Origin of the sequence: Stenotrophomonas sp. SORGH_AS_0282, from assembly GCF_030818125.1 — a bacterium.
In the GTDB taxonomy this organism is placed as follows: domain Bacteria; phylum Pseudomonadota; class Gammaproteobacteria; order Xanthomonadales; family Xanthomonadaceae; genus Stenotrophomonas; species Stenotrophomonas rhizophila_A.
On sequence record NZ_JAUTAB010000001.1, the window covers coordinates 3,715,327 to 3,739,485 of the forward strand.

General features: G+C 66.3%; 23 protein-coding genes. 13 read left to right on the top strand and 10 right to left on the bottom strand.

What is annotated here, in order from left to right:
* The first annotated feature begins 3 nt into the window (after positions 1 to 3).
* The 4 genes from QE395_RS16805 (at position 4) to QE395_RS16820 (ending at position 3,004) form a co-directional block, all read left to right on the top strand.
* A complete protein-coding gene (locus QE395_RS16805) occupies positions 4 to 852 on the top strand; it encodes an SPOR domain-containing protein (RefSeq protein ID WP_306989981.1) in 849 nt (282 codons plus the stop codon).
* A gap of 171 nt (positions 853 to 1,023) precedes the next feature.
* Positions 1,024 to 1,917, top strand: a complete 894-nt coding sequence (locus tag QE395_RS16810; protein ID WP_306989982.1) for a hypothetical protein — start codon at positions 1,024 to 1,026, stop codon at positions 1,915 to 1,917.
* A 20-nt stretch (positions 1,918 to 1,937) separates the two neighbouring features.
* On the top strand, positions 1,938 to 2,612 hold the full coding sequence (locus QE395_RS16815) for an RES domain-containing protein (protein ID WP_306989983.1): 675 nt from the start codon (positions 1,938 to 1,940) through the stop codon (positions 2,610 to 2,612).
* A 35-nt stretch (positions 2,613 to 2,647) separates the two neighbouring features.
* Positions 2,648 to 3,004 carry a VOC family protein gene (locus QE395_RS16820; RefSeq protein WP_210133085.1) on the top strand — a complete coding sequence of 119 codons (357 nt, stop codon included), beginning with the start codon at positions 2,648 to 2,650 and terminating at the stop codon, positions 3,002 to 3,004.
* Here QE395_RS16820 and QE395_RS16825 read toward each other — a convergent pair whose 3' ends face one another.
* Entirely contained in the window at positions 3,005 to 3,754 is a 750-nt protein-coding gene (locus QE395_RS16825; RefSeq protein ID WP_093534970.1) for an SDR family NAD(P)-dependent oxidoreductase, read from the bottom strand.
* A 71-nt stretch (positions 3,755 to 3,825) separates the two neighbouring features.
* Positions 3,826 to 4,320 carry a hypothetical protein gene (locus QE395_RS16830; protein WP_095362606.1) on the bottom strand — a complete coding sequence of 165 codons (495 nt, stop codon included), beginning with the start codon at positions 4,318 to 4,320 and terminating at the stop codon, positions 3,826 to 3,828.
* 157 nt (positions 4,321 to 4,477) lie between these two features.
* On the opposite strand from QE395_RS16830, the gene QE395_RS16835 reads away from it, so the two are divergent.
* Positions 4,478 to 4,948, top strand: a complete 471-nt coding sequence (locus QE395_RS16835; RefSeq protein ID WP_210133083.1) for a DUF1456 family protein — start codon at positions 4,478 to 4,480, stop codon at positions 4,946 to 4,948.
* A gap of 252 nt (positions 4,949 to 5,200) precedes the next feature.
* Here the strand turns inward: QE395_RS16835 and QE395_RS16840 are convergent, their stop codons facing one another.
* Positions 5,201 to 5,866 (bottom strand): TorF family putative porin, encoded by a 666-nt coding sequence (locus QE395_RS16840; RefSeq protein WP_095362651.1) that lies wholly within the window; start codon positions 5,864 to 5,866, stop codon positions 5,201 to 5,203.
* A 216-nt stretch (positions 5,867 to 6,082) separates the two neighbouring features.
* On the opposite strand from QE395_RS16840, the gene QE395_RS16845 reads away from it, so the two are divergent.
* Positions 6,083 to 6,472 carry a DUF6165 family protein gene (locus QE395_RS16845; RefSeq protein ID WP_306989984.1) on the top strand — a complete coding sequence of 130 codons (390 nt, stop codon included), beginning with the start codon at positions 6,083 to 6,085 and terminating at the stop codon, positions 6,470 to 6,472.
* 7 nt (positions 6,473 to 6,479) lie between these two features.
* Here QE395_RS16845 and QE395_RS16850 read toward each other — a convergent pair whose 3' ends face one another.
* Together QE395_RS16850 and QE395_RS16855 are read right to left on the bottom strand one after the other, a co-directional pair.
* Positions 6,480 to 7,223 (bottom strand): FadR/GntR family transcriptional regulator, encoded by a 744-nt coding sequence (locus QE395_RS16850; protein ID WP_068854509.1) that lies wholly within the window; start codon positions 7,221 to 7,223, stop codon positions 6,480 to 6,482.
* Positions 7,224 to 7,266: 43 nt separating this feature from the next.
* A complete protein-coding gene (locus tag QE395_RS16855; protein ID WP_306989985.1) occupies positions 7,267 to 10,155 on the bottom strand; it encodes a TonB-dependent receptor in 2,889 nt (962 codons plus the stop codon).
* 349 nt (positions 10,156 to 10,504) lie between these two features.
* Between QE395_RS16855 and QE395_RS16860 the strand changes: the two genes are divergently transcribed.
* The 6 genes from QE395_RS16860 to QE395_RS16885 are packed head-to-tail and all read left to right on the top strand — an operon-like array spanning position 10,505 to position 19,339.
* Positions 10,505 to 12,715 (top strand): polysaccharide lyase 6 family protein, encoded by a 2,211-nt coding sequence (locus tag QE395_RS16860; protein WP_306989986.1) that lies wholly within the window; start codon positions 10,505 to 10,507, stop codon positions 12,713 to 12,715.
* Positions 12,712 to 14,949 (top strand): oligoalginate lyase, encoded by a 2,238-nt coding sequence (locus tag QE395_RS16865; RefSeq protein ID WP_306989987.1) that lies wholly within the window; start codon positions 12,712 to 12,714, stop codon positions 14,947 to 14,949. The genes QE395_RS16860 and QE395_RS16865 overlap by 4 nt, the downstream gene beginning before the upstream one ends.
* A complete protein-coding gene (locus QE395_RS16870) occupies positions 14,946 to 16,235 on the top strand; it encodes an MFS transporter (protein WP_306989988.1) in 1,290 nt (429 codons plus the stop codon). The genes QE395_RS16865 and QE395_RS16870 overlap by 4 nt, the downstream gene beginning before the upstream one ends.
* 37 nt (positions 16,236 to 16,272) lie before the next feature.
* The gene (locus QE395_RS16875) at positions 16,273 to 17,028 is read left to right on the top strand and encodes a glucose 1-dehydrogenase (RefSeq protein WP_093534980.1); all 756 of its coding nucleotides are present in this window, start codon (positions 16,273 to 16,275) and stop codon (positions 17,026 to 17,028) included.
* 29 nt (positions 17,029 to 17,057) lie between these two features.
* Positions 17,058 to 18,239: a GDSL-type esterase/lipase family protein gene (locus QE395_RS16880; RefSeq protein ID WP_306989989.1), complete on the top strand. Its 1,182-nt coding sequence runs from the start codon at positions 17,058 to 17,060 to the stop codon at positions 18,237 to 18,239.
* The gene (locus QE395_RS16885) at positions 18,236 to 19,339 is read left to right on the top strand and encodes a sugar kinase (RefSeq protein ID WP_306989990.1); all 1,104 of its coding nucleotides are present in this window, start codon (positions 18,236 to 18,238) and stop codon (positions 19,337 to 19,339) included. The genes QE395_RS16880 and QE395_RS16885 overlap by 4 nt, the downstream gene beginning before the upstream one ends.
* An 8-nt stretch (positions 19,340 to 19,347) precedes the next feature.
* On the opposite strand, the gene QE395_RS16890 is transcribed toward QE395_RS16885, so the two are convergent.
* Both QE395_RS16890 and QE395_RS16895 read right to left on the bottom strand, forming a co-directional pair.
* Positions 19,348 to 19,773 carry an NUDIX domain-containing protein gene (locus QE395_RS16890; protein ID WP_217537625.1) on the bottom strand — a complete coding sequence of 142 codons (426 nt, stop codon included), beginning with the start codon at positions 19,771 to 19,773 and terminating at the stop codon, positions 19,348 to 19,350.
* 274 nt (positions 19,774 to 20,047) lie between these two features.
* Positions 20,048 to 20,620: an Ax21 family protein gene (locus QE395_RS16895; RefSeq protein WP_093534988.1), complete on the bottom strand. Its 573-nt coding sequence runs from the start codon at positions 20,618 to 20,620 to the stop codon at positions 20,048 to 20,050.
* 709 nt (positions 20,621 to 21,329) lie between these two features.
* On the opposite strand from QE395_RS16895, the gene QE395_RS16900 reads away from it, so the two are divergent.
* Positions 21,330 to 21,689 (top strand): DUF1428 domain-containing protein, encoded by a 360-nt coding sequence (locus tag QE395_RS16900; RefSeq protein ID WP_210133076.1) that lies wholly within the window; start codon positions 21,330 to 21,332, stop codon positions 21,687 to 21,689.
* Positions 21,690 to 21,737: 48 nt separating this feature from the next.
* On the opposite strand, the gene QE395_RS16905 is transcribed toward QE395_RS16900, so the two are convergent.
* From QE395_RS16905 to QE395_RS16915, 3 genes are read right to left on the bottom strand one after another with little or no spacing between them, the layout of a single operon-like run.
* Positions 21,738 to 22,418 (bottom strand): hypothetical protein, encoded by a 681-nt coding sequence (locus QE395_RS16905; protein ID WP_306989991.1) that lies wholly within the window; start codon positions 22,416 to 22,418, stop codon positions 21,738 to 21,740.
* A gap of 10 nt (positions 22,419 to 22,428) precedes the next feature.
* On the bottom strand, positions 22,429 to 23,136 hold the full coding sequence (locus QE395_RS16910) for an NrdJb (RefSeq protein WP_306989992.1): 708 nt from the start codon (positions 23,134 to 23,136) through the stop codon (positions 22,429 to 22,431).
* Positions 23,137 to 23,195: 59 nt separating this feature from the next.
* Positions 23,196 to 24,128 (bottom strand): histone, encoded by a 933-nt coding sequence (locus tag QE395_RS16915; protein WP_306989993.1) that lies wholly within the window; start codon positions 24,126 to 24,128, stop codon positions 23,196 to 23,198.
* Positions 24,129 to 24,159: the final 31 nt, after the last annotated feature.

The window sequence follows — 24,159 nt, forward strand, 5'->3', positions numbered from 1 at the left end:
TAAATGGCAGCACGACGCGGCAAGACCCAGGCCCGACGCAACACCAGCCAAGGCACGCCCGGATGGGTGTGGTTGGTGGCTGGCGTGGCGATTGCCGCGGTGGTGTTCCTGGCGGCACCGAACCTGTTCAAGAACGATGGCGACGGCTTCCTGCGGGTAGGCCCGCAGCCGGACCCGAACGCGCAGCCGGCCCCGGTCAGCGACGCGGACACCGACGTGGGCGCCGAACTGCCCAAGCCGGGTGCGGCCGCCAAACCTGCCGAGCCGGCCAAGCCCGCCGCCACGCAGTACGACTTCTACACCCTGCTTCCGGGCAAGGAAGTGGAAATGTCCGATGCGGAGCTGGCCGCCAGCGCGCGTGCCGAAGACCAGCGCCGGGCCAAGGCCGAAGCGCAGCGCGCGCAGGCCGCGCTGGAAGGCCGCCCGGTTCCCGCGGCCACGCCGGCACCGACTACCGCAGCCACCGCCACCACTGCACCGGCCCCGTTGCCGGCGCCGGTGGCCGAGCGCCCGGCAGCCGCCGCTGCACAGCCGAAGCCGGTTGCGGCTGCGGCCACGCCCAAGCCGGAAACCCCTGCTGCTGCCGCGCCGGCTACGGCGGCAGCAGAGCCGGCCAACAACGTGCGTTACATCCTGCAGGCCGGCGCCTTCGGGGCATCGGGCGATGCCGAAGCCACCAAGGCCAAGCTGGCCATGATCGGCCTGGCGGCGCGGGTGGAATCGGCGCAGATCAACGGCAAGACCGTATACCGCGTGCGCATGGGCCCGTACGGCACCGCCGGCGAGCTGGCAGAAGCCAAGCAAAAGCTGGACGGTACCGGGTTGCAGGCGATGGCCATCAAGGCGCAGTAGCGCCGACAGGTAGAGCCGACTGTCAGTCGGCTGCGAGTTACCCCGAAAGCCCCGCATTGCGGGGCTTTTTTCATGGTGCAGCGCCTCGCTCATTGTCGGTTTAACCGGTTTAACCTATGCTCCTGCATCCCCTTCCGGGGATCGGCACTGCACTGGTTATCGGAGAGCCCCATGCGTATCGCCCATGACGTTTCCTATCTGGAAGTGAGCGAATCCAATGGCGAGTTGACCTCCAGGATCGGCATCAAGCCGATGAAGGAGCTCACCCTCAAATTGGGTGCCGCGCAGCGCGCACGCGAGGAAGTCATTCGCGTCATCGATCTCCGTGGCGAGACAGCGCACGACCATCTCCAAAGTGCCCTTCTTACAGCCTTCATGTCTTTGCACTACACCAGACATGCCAATATCCCTCTTCCTCGCGAGGGCGAGCCGACGTATCACTACGTTCTGCTGGGCACGGACAGTACCGCCAGACATATGCACGGGACGTCGATCAAGGATTCGCTGAAAGCACTTCGGGGCAGCGCCGCGGATGATCACTTGCTGATCGACTTCTCATGCGTTGCAGAGGCCAGGCTGTTCGCGATTGAAGAGCTCTATCGGCGTGTGTACGGCCAGCCTTCCGAGCACGCGGAGCCGCAGCAGCTCGAACAGGACGCGGCTGCGCGCCGGATGAAACTCGCCAGTCAATGGCCAACCGCAGCGGAGGTAAGCCGCAACCTGGGCTCGTCCGCCGGGAACGCCAGCCATCTGGCAACCAAGTACCGTCGCTCAGGAAAACTGCTCGGTGTCTATCTTCCCTTGCCGGGTGGCAGCTGGCGCTTTCCGCAGTGGCAGTTCCAACGCGATGGGCAGCCCGTCATGCACCTCGAAGAGATCCTGAAGGTGCTGCACGAGCCGGGTCCATTTCTTGATACTGATCGCCGCAGTACCGGCTGGGGCGAAGTGGAATGGTTTCAGTCCGGCCACGTGTTGCTGGATGGCCACACGCCCGCCGAGGTGCTGGCAACCCATCCGCATCGTGTGTTGGCCGCGGCCAAAGCCGAGTTCAGCGAGGAGCCTTGATGCCGGGTGGCACACCTTGGTTGACCGACGAACCGGTTTGGTTCGAGCCCCCTACCGGGGAGCTTTATCGGGTTCACCCAGGCGTGTTTGATGCAGCCCTGCCCAATCCTGCGAGCAGGGCTCGCTTCGCGCTGCCGGGCACCCATGCCATGTTCTATGCGGCTGATTCGCTTGAAGGGGCGCTGTGGGAAGCGTTACTGCGTTACACGGTGATCGGACGCAAAGGCCTGTGCGAGTTCCCTACCGCCAAGCTCAAGGGTCAGGTTGTATCGCGGGTTCGCTTCAAGGCGGCCCGATCCAGGCTGTTGCCGCTCAGTCGCCCCGGCCTGCAGCACTTGTTTCCTGATGGAGACAGCGCGGCTGTGCAGGCAGTCAAGTTCCTGACCACCACACCTGATCACACCGCCACCCATGCGGAGGCGGCCGAACTGCATGCCTGCTTGCTGGGCCTGACACCTCCGATCGAGGACATGCCGATGTTGAGCTGGAAGTCACGCCAGTTTGAAGATTCGACGGTGTATCTGTCCTATCACCGGCACGGCGCTCCGTCTGGGTGGGAACACGTTGGCGCTTCCCAGTCCTTGGATACTCCGGCGGGAATGGCACTCATCCAGGCAGCGCTGGGCAGGCACAAGTTCGAGTGGACACCGCTCAACACCCTACCGACCCACGTCATCAATGACAGCGCGGTTTGATACGGTATCCACCTATCCCTCAGTACGGAACACGCATGGGCAGCTCAGACGGCAACAACCACCGCATCGACAACATCGAATTCAACGTGGCTGACATCGCGCGCAGCAAGGCGTTCTACGGCGAGGTGTTCGGTTGGACCTTCACCGATTACGGCCCGGGCTACACCGAATTCAACGACGGCCGCCTGCGCGGTGGCTTCACCACCGATGGGCCGGTACGCGCTGGCGGGCCGCTGGTGATCCTGTATGCCGATGACCTCGACGCCACGCAGGCGCGGGTGGAAAAGGCCGGTGCGGCCATTTCCACGCCGGCCTTCGACTTCCCGGGCGGGCGCCGGTTCCATTTCCGCGACCCCGATGGGTATGAGCTCGCGGTATGGACGGCAGCCTGATCAGTCGCGCGCAACCTGGAAGCCGGCAAACGACTGGCTGACCGGCATCAGTTCGAGGCGGTTGATGTTCAGGTGCGCCGGCAGGTTGGCCACCCAGAAGATCTGCTCGGCGATGTCCTCGGCGGTCATCGGGTTGGCGCCGGTGTAGAGCGTGTCCGAGGCGGCCTGGTTGCCGTGGGTGCGGACCAGGGTGAATTCGGTCTCGGCCATGCCCGGTTCGATGGTGGTCACGCGCACGCCGGTGCCGTGCAGGTCCGAGCGCAGGCCCAGCGAGAACTGGCTGACGAAGGCCTTGGTGCCGCCGTAGGCGTTGCCGCCCGGGTAGGGGTACACGCCGGCCACCGAGCTGATGTTGATGATGGCGCCCTTGCGCGCCACCAGCTGCGGCAGCAGGCGGTGGGTGAGCGTGACCAGCGCGGTGACGTTGGTGTCGATCATGGTGCGCCAGTCTTCCAGCGAGGCGCTCTGGGCCGGGGCGGTGCCTTGGGCCAGGCCGGCGTTGTTGACCAGAAGGTCGATGTCGGCGAAGCCGGCCGGCAACGCGGCCAGGGCCGCTTCCATCGCGGCGTTGTCGCGCACGTCGAAGACCGCCGCATGTACGCGCTCGGGTCCGTAAGCATCGACCAGCGGCTGCAGCCGTTCGGCACGGCGCCCGGTGGCGATGACGCGCCAGCCGGCCTGGGCGAAACGATGGACGGCGGCGGCGCCAAAGCCGGAAGTGGCGCCGGTAATCAGAGCGGTACGGGTCATCGGGGGTCTCCGTGGGATTCCCGACCATTTTCGCACCCTGCGCCGCGCTGTGTTGGCGGGCGCTGGCGGAATCAGCGGATGCGGAACACCCGGGCCTTGGGCAGGTCTTCATCCACCTGCAGGAACCAGCGCCCGGCAATGCCCGGCACCACCACGATGGGCGGGTTGCTGCGGCTGGCCTTGAGCTTCATCTCGCCCTTGAGCACCTGCCACTGCTGGCCGTTGTCGAGGGTGAACACGGTGCCCGGCTGCCAGCCATCGACCTGGCCGGTGACGCTGGCATGGATGGGGCCATCGTCCAGGCCGGGGAACATCGGGGCCGGGGTGGGCGCGCCGGGCAGCGGTGCCGGGGCTGCCGCGGCAACCACCGGAGCCGGCGCCGGGGCGCGGGCGTCGGCCTCGCGCAGCAGGCGGTTCAAGGTCTGCAGCTGGGCGGGGGTGAGCCCCACTCGGGCCAGCTGCTGCGGGTCCACGCGCTGTTCAATCGCCACATACGGGGCCTGGGCCGAGGCCGTTGCGGCCAGCCAGACCATGCCCACACCCGCCAGAACCTGCCACCTGCGCATTGCCTGCTCCACTGCCTGTTGATGCCTGAGGAGCGCACTGTGCTTCACTTTCATGGCAGCCAGATGACAGCCGGAACGAGCCTTTTCGGGGCCCGGTGGCTGGTGGGGGTAAAATGGCCGCCAGCCACGCAGCCGCGTCGGCGGTATTGGACGTCTCATGATCAACAACGATGTACTGCGCAGCATCCGTTACATGCTCGACCTTAGCGACGGAAAGATTGCGGAAATCTGTGCCCTGGCCGACCCGGCATTCGTGGTGGACAAGGCCGATGTGCCCGGTTGGCTGCGCAAGGAAGACGAGGAAGGGTTCGTGGCCTGCGATGACCGCACGCTGGCGCACTTCCTGGACGGGCTGATCGTGCAGTTCCGCGGCCGCGATGAAAGCCAGCCGCTGCGCCCGGTGGAAAAGCGCATCACCAACAACCTGGTGCTGAAGAAGCTGCGGGTGGCCTTCGAGCTGAAGGATGTGGATATGCATTCGATCTTCGAGAGCGCCGGGTTCCCGGTCTCGAAGCCGGAGCTGTCGGCGTTGTTCCGGCAGCCGGATCATAAGAATTTCCGCGCGTGCGGCGATCAGCTGCTGCGTAATTTCCTGAAGGGTTTGACGCTGCGCGTTCGTCCAGCGTAAGGCGCTGCTTCGATTGGGGTCCATGCGTCAATGCGCTGATGGACCCTATCGGCGGTCGTTTGGGAACCGACCCTACCCTCCCGGCGCGCCGACGGGCAGGTTTTTGCGCACCGGCCCTGGTCGGTGCGCATTGGCGATGCGGCATGGGCGACGCCGGTAGGGTCGCATCCCTATCGACCGCACGCGCGGGTGGGTACCCCGGTAAGGCATGACCGCTGGCGAAACGGTGCGGTTTCAATCACCGCCCGCACCTCAGAACGTTGTCTGGATCGCGAATTCCACGCGGGAGCCGGCGTTGCTGCCGAACAGGCGCTTGGCGGCGCGGTCGGTGTCGTGTGCGGTCAGGCGCAGCTCCCACGGGCCATGCACTTTCCAGATGGCGCTGAGCTGGCCGTGCAGGTAGTCGTCGGCGTACGCGCTGTCGAGCCAGTACTGGCCCACCGCGCCTTCGATGCGCCACTGCTCGCTCAGCGGCAGCCGTGCACCCAGCTGGGCGTACGTGCCGGTGCGGCCGCTGGCCAGGGCGTCGTCGGAAACGCCGACGCTCACCCAGTAGCGCTCCTGCCAGGTCAGCGTGCTGTTGAGCTCGGTCCAGTCCAGGTCCACGTCGGTGGACGGGTACAGGTAATGGGTAAGGTTGACGTCCAGCGCCCAATCCGGCGCCAGCGCACCGCTCCAGCCGGCGACGATGTCGAATTCGCTGCGTGCACCGGCATCCGGTTCGAACGACACCCCCGAGCCCCAGACCGAGGCATACCAGCCCGATTCGCTGCTGAGCTTGACCCCGGCCTGCACCGTGGGATCTTCCATCGTCTGCGAGCTGCCGCGCCAGACGTAATCGGAGGTCAGCGTGGCGTTACCGTCCACGCCCGCCAGCGCCGAGCCACTGAGCGCCAGGCCAAGTACCACGCCGCTCATCCGGCGCAGTGCGCGCCCTTTTTCCTGCTTTGCCACCACGTCCACCACTCCTGAAAACGGCCGCGCCGTTGAAGCGCACAGTGTGGTGAGCGTGGCCGTAAAGGCGCCATGCGCCGCAGCGGCGGGGCGCGCAAATTCGGCGTAAAAGCTGCCCACCAGGCCTTCAGGCGGCCCGCGCTATCATGGCGGCCCTGACTGACCTGCAGCGAGAAACGCGTGGACGCGATCCTGACCCCGATATCGATTGGCGAGCTGATCGACAAGATCACCATCCTGGAAATCAAGGCCGAACGCATCACCGATGCCGGCAAGGTGGCCAACGTGCGCACCGAACTGGATGGGCTGCTGCCGCTGTTGCAGGAACAGCTGGCCGCGCAGCCGGGGCTGGAGGCGCTGAAGACCCAGCTCAAGGCAATCAACGTGCGGATGTGGGACATCCAGGACCAGCTGCGCGACAAGGAAGCGGCGCAGGTGTTCGATGATCAGTTCATCCAGCTGGCGCGCGGTGTTTATGGCACCAACGGCGAGCGGGTGAAGGTAAAGAACGAGATCAACCGGATTGCCGGCTCACAGCTGGTGGAAGAAAAGCAGTACCAGGGGGAATAAGCCCCCCTTATCGCGCGGTGGCGGCCAGGAACCGTTCGCGGTCCTGCTGGGTGCGCCGGCGGATTTCCGCCAGCGCTTCGTTTTCCGTGGCTTCCAGCATCGATTCGAACAGCCGCTGGAAGTGATTGCGCATTGCCGTGCGCGCCGCGCCGGGGTCGCGCAGGCGCAGGCCATCAAGGATGGCGGTGTGTTCGTCGTTGCGGGTATCGCCGTCGTTGTGGCACACGTTGGCATACACCTGGCGCACCCGCGGCAACTCGTTGCGCATGCGCCAGATCAGCTGCACGCAGTGCTCCACCACCGGGTTGCCGGCAATGCGTGCAATGGCCAGGTGGAACTGGCGGTCGGCCTCGCTGGCCGCCGCCTCGCTCGAGGCCGGGTCGGTCATGGCAGCAATCAGCCCTTCCAGCATTTCCACTTCCGCATCGGTGATGCGGCTGGCGGCCATGGCCGCCGCCTCGGCTTCGATCACCGCACGGGCGGCGGTGAGGTCGAATGCCGATACATCCGGCAGCGCGCCAGGGGCGGCCGCCGGACGTGCCTTCACGTACACGCCCGAACCGGTCTTGATGGTGATCAGGCCCTGCGCCTCCAGGGCAATTTCCGCTTCGCGCACCGTGACCCGGCTCACCCCCAGCCGTTCGGCCAGGTCGCGTTCGCCGGGCAGGCGCGAGCCGGGCGGGAATTCGCCCTTCTCGATCAGCGCGACGATTTCAGCGGCAATGGACTGGTAAAGGCGGGGTTCGGACATCTTCAAGGCCTGGCTGTACGGTGGCTGGGAACCGGAGTTGCGCTTAGAAACGGTAGCGTACCCCCAGATAATACCGCCGGCCGTAGGTGGTGTACTCGCGGAAGCTGCCCAGGATGGGCATATCCGACACCCGCGGCTCGTCCGTGAGGTTGCTGGCCGACAGCGATACCGACAGGTGCTTGTTCACCTTGTAGGTGGCGCGGAAGTCCAGCGAGCCATTGTCGCGCACGTAGCGGTTCTGCGCCGGGTCGCCCACGAACTGCTGGTAGTAATCGGAGCGGTACTTGTAGATGGCCTGCAGGTCCAGCTTGCCCAGGCCCCAGTACACCTGCGCCGAGGCGACGTGCTTGGACAGGCCGAAGATGTTGGCCGGCTCCACGATGCCCGGGGTGACGATGCCGGTGACCGGATCGGTGGACTCGCCCAGGCGCAGGTCTTCGGTCTTGAAGTTGGAATGGGCGTAGTTGTAGCTGGCCTTCACGCCCAGCCCGGCGAAGATGCCCGGCAGGTAGGAGAAACTGTGCGAGCCGGTGAGCTCGAAGCCAATCAGGTCGCTCTTCTGGTCGCTGGTGGCCAGTTGCTCCACCGGCACGGTGACGCTCACCCCGTCTATGTCGAAGTTCTCGCCCACCACCACCGGCACCGAGCCACCATTGAACTGCTTGTAGTACACGGCGGTGGACAGCATGGAATCGGCGTTGGCGTACCACTCCAGCGAGACATCGGCATTCCACGACATCAGCGGGGTGGCGCGCGGGTTGCCGGTGGCGGTGATGTTGCCCAGTGCATCGGCCACGCTGCCGAACTCGGTATCCACCTCGTCCAGGTTGAAGCTGCGGCCGTAGCCGAGCGCGGCGAGGTCCGGGCGCGACATCGCGCGGTAGGCACCCACGCGCAGCAGCAGGTCCGGGCGCAGTTCGAAGGCGGCGTTGAAGCTGGGCAGCCATTCGTTGTTGCTGGCCTTGAGCACCTGCCGGGTGAAATCGCCGGTGGGTCGCAGGGTCACGGTGCCGTCGGGATTGTTGACCACGTCCAGCCCGCTGCGCAGGCCCATCGAACGTACGTCGGTGTGCACCCAGCGCACGCCGATGTTGCCGGTGACCGGCACGCCGAACCACTCGCTGCTGTAGTCGCCCATCAGGTAGATGGCGCTGGTTTTCTCGGTCACATCGTTGTTGGCCGGGTCGCGCAGGTCCGCGCTGAGGCCGGTGTCATCCACGCCGGTGAAGGCCTTGAACAGGCAGCGGCTGTCGAAGGTGGCCCACTGGTCGATGGTGTTGCCGCTGGCGTTGGCCAGGAAATCATCCTGCGGGAAGGCCTGGCGGCAGGCCTGGTTGGCGGCGCGGATCGCGGCGACATTGGTGGTGGTGACATCCACGGTGTCGGTGAAGTCGGTGTAGGTCGCTTCGGAACGGCGCAGGCCACCCTTGAGCGCGGTGAAGAAGCCGCTTTCCGGGGTGAATGCCGCATCGAAGCGGCCGGCGCGGATGGTGTGTTCGCGGTCCTGCTGGCGGCGGCGGATCAGGGCTGAATCGGTGAAGTTGTCCGGGTTGTTCACGTCGAACGCCGGATCGAGGTAGATGCTGGGCACATCGCCGCTGTAGTCGTAGGTGTAGTCGACATAGCGGGTGTTCTTGATGCCGGCCACCGGCCTGCCGTTGACGTCGGTACGACCGGCACGCAGGCGGGTGGAGCGCTCGATCTGCGAACGCTGGGTGTTGGAGTAGGACAGATCCGTGGAGAACATCCACGCCGCGCCGGGCCGCACGATCACGTTGAACCCGCCGCCGGTGTATTCCTCGTTGCGTTCCAGGAAGTTGCCGGTGGAATCGATGGTGGTGCTGCCGGTGTGGCTGATCAGCGCACCGTCATCGCTGACCACGCGGTTGTTGAGGTTGCGCATCATCGACGACAGCGTGAGGTCCGAACGGTCTTCGGTGTAATCGCGCTTGGAGTGCTGGTAATCCAGGTTCACTTCCACCGCGTCGTTGGGCCGCCACTGCAGCGCGCCGAACTGCGAATCGCGCTTGTCGTGTTCGATGAACTGGCGATACAGGCGGCTGCCGGGCACCAGGTAGTACGGCACGCCGTTGGCCACGTCGTTGCCGTTGACCTGGGTGCAGTTGCGGGTGGCGCCGACCACTTCGCGGCCATCGCAGGCCGCCCAGGTGGTGCTGCTGGAGAACATTTCTTCGGGATTGCTGCCTTCAAGCGCCTGCAGGCCGAGCGAAACGCCAAGTTTGCCGCCGCCGCTGAAATCGAACTGGTCGATGTAGCTGGCGGTACCGCGCCAGCCCACGCCGTCGCCGTCCTTGAGTCGGTCGTCGTATTCCTGCCAGGTGCCGCGCCCGTCCAGCTGGAAGGTGCGCTTGCCGTACTCGAGCGGCTTGACGGTTTCCATGTTGACCGTACCGGCGGTGCCGCCTTCGACGAAGTCGGCGCGCTGGGTCTTGTAGATGGCCACGGTGTTGATCAGCTCCGAGGGGAACTGGTTGAAGTTCACCGAGCGGTCGCCGCTGCCGTTGGTGGCCTCGCGGCCGTTGAAGGTGGACGAGCCCAGGAACGGCCCCAGGCCACGGATCGAGATTTCCGAGGCGCCGCCCTTCTCGCGGTGGGTGGAGGCGCCGGTGATGGTTTCGATGGCTTCGCCGATGGACAGCGCCGGCAGGTCGCCGATGTCTTCGGCCGAGAGCACGTCGGACACCACGGTCTCGTCGCGCTTCTTGTCGATCGAGGTCTGGATGGTGCCGCGGGTACCGGTCACCTGGACCTGGTCCAGGGTGGTGGCCTGCGCCGGCGCTGTGGCCGGGGCGGCGTCCTGTGCGTGGGCCAGCGGCAGGGCCGCGGTGGCGCACAGGGCATAGAACAGCGCGCTGTGCAGCGCGGTGTGGCGGAAGCCTCGTGGCGAGGCCGTACGGCGGTCATGCAACATCGTGATCTCCCTCCCAGGATGGATCGTCCGATTACACGGATTCGATCCGGAAGATTCACGGTTGAAGGACCAATGTCAATGAATTGGTACTAAAGTCTACCCCGGTGATGCACCTAGGCCAGTTACAACCAATTTTATGTGCGGATGCAGCAGATATTTGCGCAAATGGCCAACCACATATGCCTAAAGTGGTATGCGATTGTGGTTGACGTTGTTGCGGTCGAGGCTGTTACCATCCGGACTCGTGTTGGCGTCCATGGTGATCTGGGAGGGTTAGCCTGTGGCACAGCAACAAGCTGAGGTTGTGAGTAGGGCGGTACAGCGTTGGTTTCGGTGGGGTCCATGCGTTATGGGGCCGATCAGCCGGACTGGCCGGCGTTTGGGAACCGCCGCTACCGTGCTGGCGCTGCTGCCTGGCGTTGCCTGGTCGGCCGAGTACCTTGTGCACGACGCGGCTGGGTACGTTTCCGCTGCGAAGGGCCTGAAGCCCGGCGATACTGTCGTTCTGGCCGATGGAACGTGGCGGGATGTGGATCTTCTGCTGATGGGTACCGGCACAATTGGTCAACCAATTCGTCTGACCGCGCAGACGCCCGGGAAGGTGATCCTGAGCGGGCAATCGCAGCTGCGGCTGGCCGGGGCCTACCTGGAAGTCTCCAACCTGGTGTTCCGCGATGGCTGGGCGCCGGGTGGTGAGGTGGTGAGCTTCCGCAGCTCCTCCAAGGCCTGGGCCGAGCACAGCCGGGTCACCGGCATCGTGATTGATGGCTACAACAAGCCCGACCGCGCCCAGTCCGACAACTGGGTGGCGATGTACGGCCGCTTCAATCGCTTCGACCACAACCAGCTGGTGGGCAAGACCAACGCCGGCACCACCCTGGTGGTGGTGCGCAATGCCACCAGCGGGCTGGATAACCGCCACCGCATCGACCACAACTGGTTCGGGCCGCGCCCCAACCTGGGCAGCAACGGCGGCGAGACCATCCGGGTGGGCACCAGCCACGATTCGCAGTCGGCCTCGAACACGGTGGTGGAGAACAACTGGTTCGAGCACTGCGATGGCGAGGTGGAGATCGTCTCCAACAAATCCGGTGGCAACCTCTACCGCGGCAACGTGTTCAAGGAATCGCGCGGCTCGATGGTGCTGCGCCACGGCCACGGCAACGTGGTGGAGCGCAACATCTTCCTGGGCAACGGCAAGCCCCATACCGGTGGGGTGCGGGTGATCAACCGCGACCAGATCGTGCGCGACAACTATTTCGAAGGCGTGGCCGGCGATGGCTTTGCCTCGGCGCTGGCGGTGATGGCCGGCACCCGCGATGCGCCACTCAACCGCTATGAGCAGGTGGACAACGCGCTGATCAGCCACAACAGCTTCGTGCAGGCGCGCTACCTGTTCCTCGGCGCCGGGCTGGACGAGGAGCGCAACGCGATGCCGGTGCGCAGCAAGATCGCCGACAACCTGTTCGTCGGCGATGGCAGCGGCGAGCTGCTGCGCACGCAGGGCGACCTTGCCGGCTTTGCCTTCAGTGGCAACGTGCAGAGCCCGGCGGCGTCGCCCGGTTTCCCCAACGGCGTTCAGGGCCGTAGCCTCACCCTGCAGCGCGCGGCCAACGGCCTGCAGTATCCGCCGGCCGGTATTGAGGTTGGCGCACCGCGCGACCTGGCGCCGGTGCCGCGCGAACAGGTCGGCGTGGCGTGGTATCCCAAACAGGTCACCCAGACCGCGTTGGACAGCGGCCGCGCGCATCGCGTCGCGCCGGGCGAAGACACCCTGGTGACCGCCGTGGCGGCCAGCGCCGCGGGAGACCGCCTGCAGCTTCAGCCCGGTGACTACCGCATCAGCCAGGTACTGGCGGTAAACCACCCGCTGAGCGTGATCGGCCCGGCCAAGGGCAAGGCCACGCTGCGTTTCTCACGGCCCTCGCTGTTCGAGATCCGCCCCGGCGGCTCGCTGCGCCTGGCCGGGCTGGAGATCGACGGCAGCCTGGCGCCGGATGCCGCCGGCAACGCGGTGATCCGCGTACCGCCGGGCAGCCAGGCCTTCGACTACACGCTGGAGATCGCCAACAGCCGCATCCACGACCTGAGCAGCAACAAGGCCTTTGATGTGATCAACACCGGCAAGGGCACGTTCGCCGCGTTGATCCGGCTGCACGGCGTGACGGTGAACGACATCAGCGGCAGCGTGATCGCCTCCGCCGCCGAGACCGACGACCTGGGCACCTACAACGCCGAAACGGTGGAGATTGTCGATTCGATCTTCCAGCGCATCGGTGGCCCGCTGGTGAACCTGTACCGCGGCGGCATCGATGAGAGCACCTTCGGGCCGGCCTTCGCGCTGCGCGGCAGCCGCCTGGAACAGGTCGGCAACGTGGGCGACACCAGCCTGCGCCTGCACGGCGTGCAGCAGGCCCACCTGAGCGACACCACCTGGCTGCGCAGCGGCCGGGTGCGTTTCACCCACCAGACAGGCGAGCCGCACCTGCGCCTGCGCAACACCACGTTCACCGCTACGGCGGCGCTGCAGTCCGATATCCCAGCCGAGACTTTGCCATGACGCGTTCCACGCCCCTGATGCTGCTGCTGGCGGCCACCTTCAGCGCCGCCGCGCTGCCCGCCGCGCACGCCCAGGCGCCCAACGCCGCCACGCGCGGTGCCGAAGCCGGCAGCGCACCGGTGCTGGTCACCGCCGCCCAGTGGGAGCAGATGCGCCGCGATGGCGCCGGCTACCCGATGTTCGCCAGGGAACAGGCCCGTGCCGAGAAGCTCGTGCGCGCGATGATGAAGGCCGGCATTGATGTGCCGGTGCCCAAGGACAAGGGCGGCGGCTACACCCACGAACAGCACAAGCGCAATTACCAGGCCATCCAGGCCGCCGGCGCGCTGTACCGGCTCACCGGCGACAAGGCGTATGCGAACTTCGCGCGCGATGTACTCCTCGGCTACGCCACGCTGTACCCCGGCCTGGGCGCGCATCCGGAAGGACGCGGGCAGATTCCCGGGCGGCTGTTCTGGCAGACGCTCAATGATTCGGTGTGGCTGGTCAACGCAGTGCAGGGCTACGACGCGATCCGTGACAGCCTCAGCGCCGACGAACGCCGCACCATAGACGACAACGTATTCCGGGCGATGGCGCAGTTCCTGAGCGGCAACCCGGAGAATTTCGACAAGATCCACAACCACGCCACCTGGGCGGTGGCCGCCACCGGCATGACCGGCTACGTGCTGCGCGATCCGGTGCTGGTGGACCAGGCGCTGAAAGGCAGCAGGCGCGATGGCAGCGCCGGCTTCCTCAAGCAGGTGGACCAGCTGTTCTCGCCGGATGGCTATTACGAAGAAGGCCCGTACTACCAGCGTTATGCGCTGGCGCCTTTCATCCTGTTCGCCAACGCCGTGCAGCGCAACGAGCCACAGCGCGACATCTTCAAGCGCCGCGACGGGGTGCTGCTCAAGGCGGTGGATGCGCTGGTGCAGAGCAGCTACGGCGGCTACTTCATCCCGATCAACGACGCGATCCTGGACAAGGGCCTGGACACCGAAGAGCTGGTGGCCGGCATCGACATCGCGTACGCCAACACCGGCGATGCACGGTTGCTGTCGGTCGCCAAGGGCCAGAAGCGCGTGCTGCTCTCGCCCGAAGGGCTGCAGGTGGCCAGGGCGCTGGCTGAAGACAAGGCCAAGCCCTATGCCTTCGTGCCCACCCTGCTGCGCGATGGCCCGGACGGCACCGAAGGCGCGCTGGCGATCCTGCGCATGGGTGGCGAAGACGGCCAGGCACTGGTGATGAAGAACACCAAGCAGGGCATGGGGCACGGCCACTTCGACAAGCTCAACTGGCTGTTCTACGACAACGGCCAGCGCGTGGTCACCGACTACGGCGCCGCCCGCTTCCTCAACATCGAAGCCAAGTCCGGCGGCATCTACCTGCCCGAGAACACCAGCTGGGCGCGGCAGACGCTGGCGCACAACACGCTGGTGGTGAACGAGCAGAGCCACTTCGGCGGCGACTGGAAGAAGGGCCAGCCGCTGGCCCCCGCCCCGCTGCTGTTCGCGGTGACCGACGACACCCAGATCGTGTCGGCACGCATGGACGGTGCGTATGACGGGGTGAGCTTCACCCGCACCCAGGCGCTGCTCGCGCACCCATCGCTGGGCCAGCCGGTGGTGCTGGACCTGCTGCGCGTGGACGGCAGCACGCCGGCCCGCTACGACCTGCCGCTGCACCTCAACGGCCACATCATGGACGTGGGCTTCAAGGCGCAGTCGGCGGTGACCACGCGCCCGGTGCTGGGCAAGGCCAACGGCTACCAGCACGTGTGGGTGGATGCCTCCAGCGAACCGGGCACTGAGGCGCGGAGCCTGACCTGGCTGCTGGACGGGCGCTTCTACACCTACCGCTTCGCCAGCACCGCGCCGGCGCGGGCGTTGATCGGCGAGAGCGGTGCGAACGATCCTTCGTTCAACCTGCGCCGCGAACCGCTGCTGCTGCAGCGCGTGGATGGCCAGGCGTCCACTACCTTCTACGGCGTGCTGGAACCGCATGGCCAGTACGACGGCACCGCCGAAACCGTGCGCGGCGCCAACAGCCGCATCGACCGCCTGGCTCACTACCGTGGCAAGGACGCCAGCGTGCTGGTGCTGGACCTGGCCGGTGGCCAGCGCGTGGCGCTGGGCATTGCCGATGACCCGTCCAGGGGCGGCAGCCATGAGGTGAGCGCCGACGGCCAACGCTGGAACTGGAGCGGTGGCTGGAAGCGCTTCGATACGGCCACCGGCAAGGGCGGCAAATGAACGTGAGCACCCGAACCCGTTCCTACGTGCGCTGGCTGATCGTGGCGCTGATCGCGGTGGCCACGGTGATCAACTACATCGACCGCAACGCCCTGGCGGTGATGTGGCCACAGATTTCCAAGGACGTAGGCGCCACCAAGGAAGACTACGCGCTGCTGGTCACGGTGTTCATGCTGTTCTACGCCGCCGGCCAGTTCGTGTTCGGCCGCCTGTTCGACATCATCGGCACCCGCATGGGCTTTGCGCTGTCGATTGCGGTGTGGTCGATCTCGATCGCGCTGCATTCGGTAACCCACTCGATCCTGTCCTTCAGCATCGTGCGCGCCATGCTCGGCATCAGCGAAGCAGGCGCGTGGCCCGGCGCGGTCAAGGCCAACGCCGAATGGTTCCCGGCACGCGAGCGGGCCCTGGCGCAAGGCGTGTTCAACGCCGGCGCGTCGATCGGCGCCATCATTTCCGCCCCCCTCATCGCAGTGCTGTTCCTGTGGCTGGGCTGGCGCGGCACCTTCATCCTCATCGGCGCCATCGGGTTCGTCTGGCTGCTGCCGTGGCTGATCATCTACCGCGCCGGCCCGGACAAGCACCCGTGGGTGAGCGCGGCCGAACGCGCGTTGATCCTGGATGCGCCGGCCGAACAGCCGGCCATGCCCAAGGTCGAATACGTGCCGAACGTGCGCCAGCTGCTGGGCCACCGGCAGACCTGGGGCATCCTCACCACGCGCTTCTTCATCGACCCGATCTGGTGGCTGTTCGTGTCCTGGCTGCCGATCTACCTGGCCGATACCTTCGGTTTCGACATCAAGCAGATCGGCATCTTTGCCTGGGTGCCCTACGTGGGCGCGATGATCGGCAGCCTCGGCGGCGGCTGGCTGTCCGGGCGGCTGATCGGGGCCGGCTGGAGCGTGGACCGCGCACGCAAATGGGTCATCACCCTGGGCGGGGCGATCATGGCCCCGGCGCTGCTGGGCGCGGTGCTGGCCACCGACCCGGTGTGGGCGGTGGTGACCATTGCCTTCGTGCTGTTCGGCTTCCAGATCGCCATCGGCAACATCCAGACCCTGCCCGGCGACATCTTCAACGGCAAATCGGTCGGCTCGCTGGCCGGGCTGGGCGGCATGGCCGCCGTGGCCGGCACGCTGATCACCACCTGGCTCGTGCCGGTGATGACCCGCGACTCCTATGCACCCATTTTCATCCTGGTGGCGGCGCTGGTGCCCGCTTCCCTGCTTGCCCTGTGGCTGGTGACCGGACGCGTCGAGAAGCTCGACGCGCCGCCTTCCCGCTGAGGTTTTCCTTTTCCCCCTCGCATCACTGGAGTACCAAATGAATCAGTTCAAGGACAAGGTGGCGATCGTCACCGGTGGCGGCCGCGATATCGGCCGTGAGATCTCGCTGAAGCTGGCCGCGGCCGGCGCCAAGGTGTGCATCAACTACGCCAACGACGAAGCCAGCGCGCAGGACACCCTGCAGCAGGTGCAGGCCGCCGGCGGCACCGCCATCGTGCACCGCGCCGACGTGACCGACGCGCAGGCCGTGGCCGGCATGGTTGCCGCCACCCAGGCCGCGTTCGGGCCACGGATCGACGTGCTGGTGAACGTGGCCGGTGGCATGGTGCAGCGCCGCCCGCTGGCCGAGATCGACCCGGCGTTCTTCCACAAGGTGATGGACCTCAACATGAGCTCGGTCTACCTGACCACCCATGCGGTGGTGCCGCACATGCCCGAAGGCGGCGCGATCGTGAACTTCGCCTCGCAGGCCGGCCGCGATGGCGGTGGACCGGGCGCCTCGATCTACGCCACCGCCAAGGCCGCGGTGATGACCTTCACCCGCGCCATGGCCAAGGAACTGGGCCCGCGCGGTATCCGCGTCAACGCGCTGTGCTGCGGCATGATTGCCACCCGCTTCCACGATGAGTTCACCAAGCCGGAAGTGCGCACCGCCGTGGCCGGCAACACCCCGCTGCGCCGCCAGGGCCGCCCGCAGGAAGCAGCCGACACCGCCGTGTACCTGGCCTCGGACGCGGCCGGCTTCATCACCGGTGCCAACGTGGACGTCAACGGCGGCACCTACTTCTCCTGATAGACCGCTGACCGCCTGGGAGGGCCGCCATGCTGCGCTGGATCACTGCACTTTCATTTGCACTTGCCACCAGCGCCGCGGCGCTGCCCACCCAAGCCCAGGTCTGGGTACCGGCCTGGACCGCCTCGCCGGCGCCCGACCGCCAGGACGGCACGCCGGAAGCACCGGTGCAGTTCGCCAACCAGACCGTTCGCCAGGACATGCGCCTGGCCAGCTCGGCCACCGCGCTGCGGTTCCGCATCACCAACGAGCTGGGCGTGGCGCCGCTGCATATCGGCGGCGCCACCGCACAGCGCACCGGCACGGCCACGCCGGCCAAGCTGGTGACCTTCAACGGGCGCAGCGAGGTCACCGTGCCGGTGGGCGCGGTGCTGCTCAGCGACCCGGTGCCGATGGCGGTGCCGGCGCTGGCAGATGTCTCACTCACCGTGTATTTCCCCGAACCCACCCAGCCAGCGGTGCGGCGCACCGCGCTGCGCATTGCCGACGGCCGCCAGGCCGAGGTTGCCGACAAGGTGAAGCTGGCCTACCGGCAGAACGTGGTATCGGCAGTGCTGGCCGAGCGCAGCACCACGCCGATCGTGGTGGTTGCACTGGGCGATTCGATCACCGAAGGTGCCACTGCCACGCGCGGCAGCAATGGTGATTGGCCTGCGCTGCTGGCCACGCGCCTGCAGCAGGCCTGCCCGGACCAGGTGGTGCTGGTCAACGCCGGCATCAGCGGCAACAAGGTGATGGACCATGGCCGCAGCCATAGTGCGCTGGCCCGCCTGGACCGCGATGTGATCGCGCTGCCGCACGTGGACCGGGTGATCCTGTTCGAAGGCATCAACGATATCCGCCATGACGGCGGCACCCCGCCGGTGGCCGGCCGCAACGCCGATGACATGGTGCTGGGCTACCGGCAGGTGGCCGAGCGCCTGCACAGCAACGGCATCCGCGTCATTGCCGCAACGATGACGCCGTTCGGCGGATCGGACCGCTACGAACCCGTATCGGCCGGCACCCGCACCACGCTCAACACCTGGATGCGCGGTGGGCGCAGTGGCTTCGATGCGCTGATCGACTTCGACCAGATCCTGCGCGATCCGGCCAAGCCGGAGTTCCTGCCGGAAGCCATCACCCGCGATTTCCTGCACCCCAACGATGAAGGCTACCGGCGCATGGCCGATGGCGTGGACCTGGCCGTGCTCGGGTGCAAGGCACGATGAGCACGCAGCAGTTCCAGCTGGCCCGGCACGCCAGCCCACGCTGGGCCGCGATGGCGCTGGGTGAAGTGATGTTGCGGTTCGACCCGGGCGAAGGCCGCGTGCGCAACGCCCGCCAGTTCCAGGTATGGGAAGGCGGCGGCGAGTACAACGTGGCACGCGGGTTGAGCAGTACCTTCGGCCATGCCACGGCGGTGCTGACCGCACTGCCGCGCAACGAGCTGGGCCTGCTGGCCCAGCAGCTGATCCAGGCCGGCGGCGTGGACAGCAGCCAGATCCTCTGGCGCGAGTACGACGGCATTGGCCGCAACACGCGGATGGGGCTGAACTTCACCGAGCGCGGCTTCGGCGTGCGCGCGCCGCTGGGGGTGTCTGATCGGGCGTACTCGGCCGCCTCACAACTTCAGCCTGACGAGATCGACTGGGACACGCTGTTCGGCGTGCACGGGGTGCGTTGGCTGCACACCGGTGGCATCTTCGCCGCGTTGTCCGAGCGCAGCGCGCAGACGGCCATCGCTGCCGTGCGCGCCGCGCGCCGGCATGGCGTGGCGGTGTCCTACGACCTCAACTACCGTGCCAGCCTGTGGAACAGCCATCCGGACCCGGACGCGGCGCGGCATGCCAACTGCGCCATCGCCGCCGAGTGCGACCTGCTCATTGGCGATGAGTACTCGTTCGCGGCCTGCCTGGGCATGGACCTGGCCGACCTGGGCCGGCGCGAGACGCCGAAGGATGTGGGACCGGCCGATGCGGCCGCGCTCCGCGCAATGGAACGGTTCCCCAACCTGCAGGCGGTTGCGTTCACCCTGCGCGATGCCAGCAACGCGGCCCGCAACGGTTGGGCCGGCGCGCTGCGCAACCGCGAGGCGCTGTTCGTCTCCGCCGCGCGCGAAGTGGACCTGCTGGACCGCGTGGGCGGCGGTGATGCGTTCGTGGCCGGCGTGGTGCATGCCCTGCTGGAAGGCCTGGGCGAGCAGGCGGCGGTGGAGCTCGGCGCGGCACACGGCGCATTGGCGATGACCACGCCGGGGGATGCCGCGTGTACCAGCCGCGAGGAAGTGGAAGCGGTGGCGCGCGGCGACGGCGCCGCGGCGCGGCGATAGCGCGCGGTTCAGCGCGGCTCGGCGAGCCGCGCCAGGCCTTCGGTGGCGGAGCGGGTCAAGGGGGCGGGCAACGCGTCGGCCGCAAACCAGTCCACGGCAAGGATTGCTTCGGGTTCGAGCGACGCGGCCGGCGTGTCGTCCAGCGTGCGCGCCAGGTAGACCGGTGCCACCCAGTGCTGGCCCAGCGCCGGCTCGAAGTGGTCCACCACGCAGAGCAGCCGCTCCAACGCGATGCGAAGTCCGGTCTCTTCCAGCACTTCGCGCACCACCGTATCTTCCACCTTCTCCATCCAATCGACCTTGCCGCCGGGCAGGCCCCAGTGGCCCTGCTCGGGCGGACGCCCGCGCTTGACCAGCAGGACGGCACCATCGGCACGCTGGATGACGGCACCACAGCCGACACGGGGGTGTTGCAGTGGGGTCGGCTGGGACATGGGGTTCTCCGGGAGGCGGCGGCATTATCGCCTGCGGGCCCGCGACCACCAACGGTGGCCGCCTACCGTCTGCTGTGCACCCGGGACCATCCGTGGTGGCCGCCAACCGTTGCTTCGGACCCGCGACCATCCGTGGTGGCCGCCAACCGATGGATGCGGCGGTAGGTACCGACCGTTGGTCGGTACGCTTTTCGCGCCCACAAAAAAGGCCCGGCATGTGCCGGGCCCTAGTCGCTGCGCCAGTCAGGCACGTAGCGAAGCGATCAAGCGCCGCTTACCAGCTGAAGCGCGGGCCGACCGACCATTCCTTGTCACCGTGGCGATCCATCTTGATATCGCCGTTGATGCCCCAGTTCTGGTTCAACTTCACCTGGCCACCCAGGCGGCCGTAGAAGGCGCCATCCGGATTGATGCCGTGCTTCTTGCTGTAATCCTCGTAGCCGGCCATTGCGTAGACTTCAGCGTGCTGGCCGAACGCGGTGCGGATACCGGCCTCAGCGCTGTAGCCGTTGAAGTCCAGGCCTTCCTTCGGGTCGAACTTGTTGTAGGCAACGCGGCCCACGAAGTCGGTGCTGGTGGCGATTTCGTGGTTGTAGCCCACGCCGACGCGCCACTGGTCAACCTTGAAGTTGCCGATGTCGGTCTTCTGCTGGTTGTATTCACCAAACGCATGGAAGTTCGGCAGGAAACCGTACGAACCCTTCACACCCCAACCGTCGGCCTTGCCACCATCGGCATCGGTCTTGACGTAATCGCCTTCGGCGTAATTGTAGGACAGGCCTTCAGCGGCCGAAGCGCCGAACGGCAGAGCGGCGGCGAGCGCCAGGGCAATCAAGGAGGTCTTCATGGGGGTACACCTTTTCTGTTGTTTCGTTCGTGCAGTGGCACAAGCGGCTTCTGCATCGGGAATGTAAATTCTCCGTTATTCGACACAACGCGCCCTGAAGTAAGCCGGTTTCGGCTACGCGAATTTTTGGCATCCATTCAGACGCGTCGTGTCATATACGCGCGCGCTGCATTTTTCAGGTGTGCTGTGTGTGTTCGCCGCGCACAATGAACCTCGCGTTTACAACGCGTGGCTCAAGGGAATGGGAGTGATCTAGAGGTCGCCGCTGGACTCATGCCGAAATGATTCGGCAGGGCGAAGGGAATCCGGTCACGACGATACCCTTGCAGGGCGTCACGCGCTGGGGAAGCCGCTCTTGGGGAGTAGTCGGCTAACGCGTCCATCTTCCGTGTTGCACCGGCTGACGCAGCTCTGGCATCAAACCGCAGGGCCCTTGGGGTGGCCTGCCCGGCGCTTGCATAGTGAGGCCGATAGCGGCGCGCGAATATCAGGATGTTCCTCACCGTCGTTAAGGGTTTTCTTACCCTTGCTTCGCTGCAATGCAGCGCGCCAGTGACTTAACCCGTTGATTTTCCGGCCGCATATGCCGGATTAACGAAATCATCACCGCCTCCAGCCTGCCCTGGAGGCACTGTCGATTTCCCGCGCCCCCACGCGTCGTATTCCTTGAAGGTGCCCGCCGTGGTGCACCGGTTACCGGAGGCTGCAGATGTCCTATATCGACGGTTTCGTATTGGCCGTACCCACCGCCAACAAAGACAAATTCATCAAACACGCCAACGAAGGCGATTCGGTGTTCATGGAATTCGGCGCACTGCGCGTGGTGGAGTGCTGGGGTGATGATGTGCCCAAAGGCGAGCAGACCGACTTCTTCCGCTCCGTAAAAGCGGAGCAGGATGAGACCGTGGTGTTTTCCTGGATCGAATGGCCGGACAAGGCCACACGCGACGCCGGCATGAAGAAGATGATGGAAGACCCGCGCATGAGTCCCGAAAACAATCCCATGCCGTTCGACGGCAAGCGGATGATCTATGGCGGCTTCGTACCGATCGTGGAGCTCAAGAAGTAGCAGGCGCTGTATCGGTCCAAACGACGGCCCAAGCAGCCACCGCCCCGCTCAGCGCGCGTGGCTGCTGTCGTCGTCCTGGCCGTGGCCCATGCCCATCCCGGCGCCCCCACCGCCCATGCCGCCCATGCCACCACCGCCGCCGCCCTTGCCCCCGGCGCGGTCGCCGGCCTCGGCCTTGCCCCGCGCACCACCGGCCGCAGGCCGCGCCGGGCCTTGGCGCGGAATCGCCACGCTGGCGGGAATGGGCGCCAGGTCCAGCGCCTCGCGGATGAAGTCGCGCAGCGATACCACCAGCTCGGCGGTCGGCACCGCGCGGCCTGCGGCCAGTTCGTTGGCCGCGTGTGCGGCCAGCCGCACCTGGTCGTCGGTGCCCAGCAGCACGATGTCCGAGAGCGCCGCTTCCACCGCATCGCGGATCCGGCGTGCACGGTCGCTGCCGGTGCTCAGTGGCAGGTTCAACGTTTCGTCGCCTTCGCCAGGCGCCTGGCGCAGGTCACGCAGGTGGCGCGGATCGACATGCAGCGCGCCGGTGAACGACCCGCCGAGCGTCTTGTAGGCGGCAATCAGGGTGCGTAGCCGCTCGTTGATCTGGCGGTTCTCGCGCTCGCGGCGCTGCTGCAGCGTCTGCATGAACACCAGGCGGATGGCCACGCCGATCAGGGTGATGACCGCCAGCCCGACCAAGGTGGAGAGCATGGCCTGCCAGGAGCTGAAGTCCAGGTTGCGCATCGGCGTCAGCTCACCCGCACTTGGAATACCCACAATTCAGGCAGGTGGCGCAGCCGTCCAGGAACACCAGTGCCTTGGTGAAGCATTTCTCGCACATGCTGGCGCTGGGCGGAAAGCTGGCGCCGTCGCCGGTGATGGCCAGCTCTTCGCTCTCCCGCGCTTCGTACTCGCGGCGCTTTTCGGCGATCAGCGCGCGTTGCGCGGCGCTCATCTCCGGGTCTTGCAGCAGCCCGATCGACTTGAGGTGGTGTTCGACGATGCTGCCCAGTTCGGCCACCAGCGAGGGCATGTAGGCGCCGCCGATCTTGTAGTAGCCGCCGCGCGGGTCGAACACGGCCTTCATTTCCTCGACCAGGAAGGTCACGTCCCCGCCCTTGCGGAACACGGCGGACATGATCCGGGTAAGCGCCACGATCCACTGGAAGTGCTCCATCGACTTGGAGTTGATGAACACTTCGAAGGGCCGGCGCAGCTCGTGTTCGGTGCCCGGGTTGAGCACGATGTCGTTGATGGTCACGTAAAAGGCGTGCTCCACCATCGGCGATTTGATCTTGTAGGTGTTGCCGACCAGGACGTCGGGGTGCTCGATGCGCTCGTGCATCTGCACGATGTCGTTGGCGGCGTCCGGGAGCGGGGCGGCGGTGGGCGCTGCCTGGCGCGTCTCCTCGGGGGTGACGACGGCATACCCGGTGATCTTCTGATCGATCCTGACAGCCATGGTGCGTTTCCTCGATGTTCACGGCGCCCGCCCAGGGGCAGGCGCCGTGCATTACCTGCTTACTTGCGGGCGCGCTTGGCCGGGGCCTTGCGGGCCACGGTCTTGGCGGCGCGCTTGGCCGGTGCAGCCTTGCGGGCAACCGACTTGCGGGCAACGGCGGTCTTCTTGGCGACAGCCTTCTTGGTGGCGGCCGACTTGCGGGCCACGGTCTTCTTGGCGACAGCGACCTTCTTGCCGACCGTCTTACGGGCGGTGGCGGTCTTCTTGGTCACGGCCTTCTTGGTGGCGGCCGACTTGCGGGCGACGGTCTTCTTGGCGACAGCGACCTTCTTGCCAACGGTCTTGCGGGCGGTGGCGGTCTTTTTGCCCACGGCCTTCTTGGTGGCCGCCGACTTCTTGGCCACAGCCTTCTTGGCGGTAGCGACCTTCTTGCCAACAACCTTCTTGGCGGTGGCGGTCTTCTTGGTCACGGCCTTCTTGGCAGCAACCGACTTCCTGGCGACAGCCTTCTTGGTGGTGGCAGCCTTCTTGCCCACGACCTTCTTGGCGGCGGCGGTCTTCTTGGTCACGGCCTTCTTGGCGGTGGCGACCTTCTTGCCGGCAACCTTCTTGGCAGCCTTGGTGGTCTTGGTCACGGCCTTTTCAGCAGCGGCCTTCTTCTTGGCGACCTTCTTGGTCAGCGCGGCGGCCTCGGCCTTGGCGTTGCTCTTGGCGGTTTCCAGCTTCTTCTTGGCCGTGGCCAGGCTCTTGCCGACCGACTTGGCGGCCTTGTCAGCCTTCTTGGCGACGGTCTTCTCGGCCTTCTTGACAGCCTTCTTGACCTTGGCAACCTGGGTGGTGGCAGCCTTGCGCGCGCGCTTGGCGGTCTTCTTCACCGAGGCGACCACTTCTTCAGCGGTGTGGGCGATGGTCTCGCCAACGTTGCCGGCGGTTTCTTTCACAGTTTCCACACCCTGCGACAGGGTCGCGGTGACGCCATTTCCGTTGCTCATGTTTTGCCTCCTGAGGGGCCAGTCAGTGATT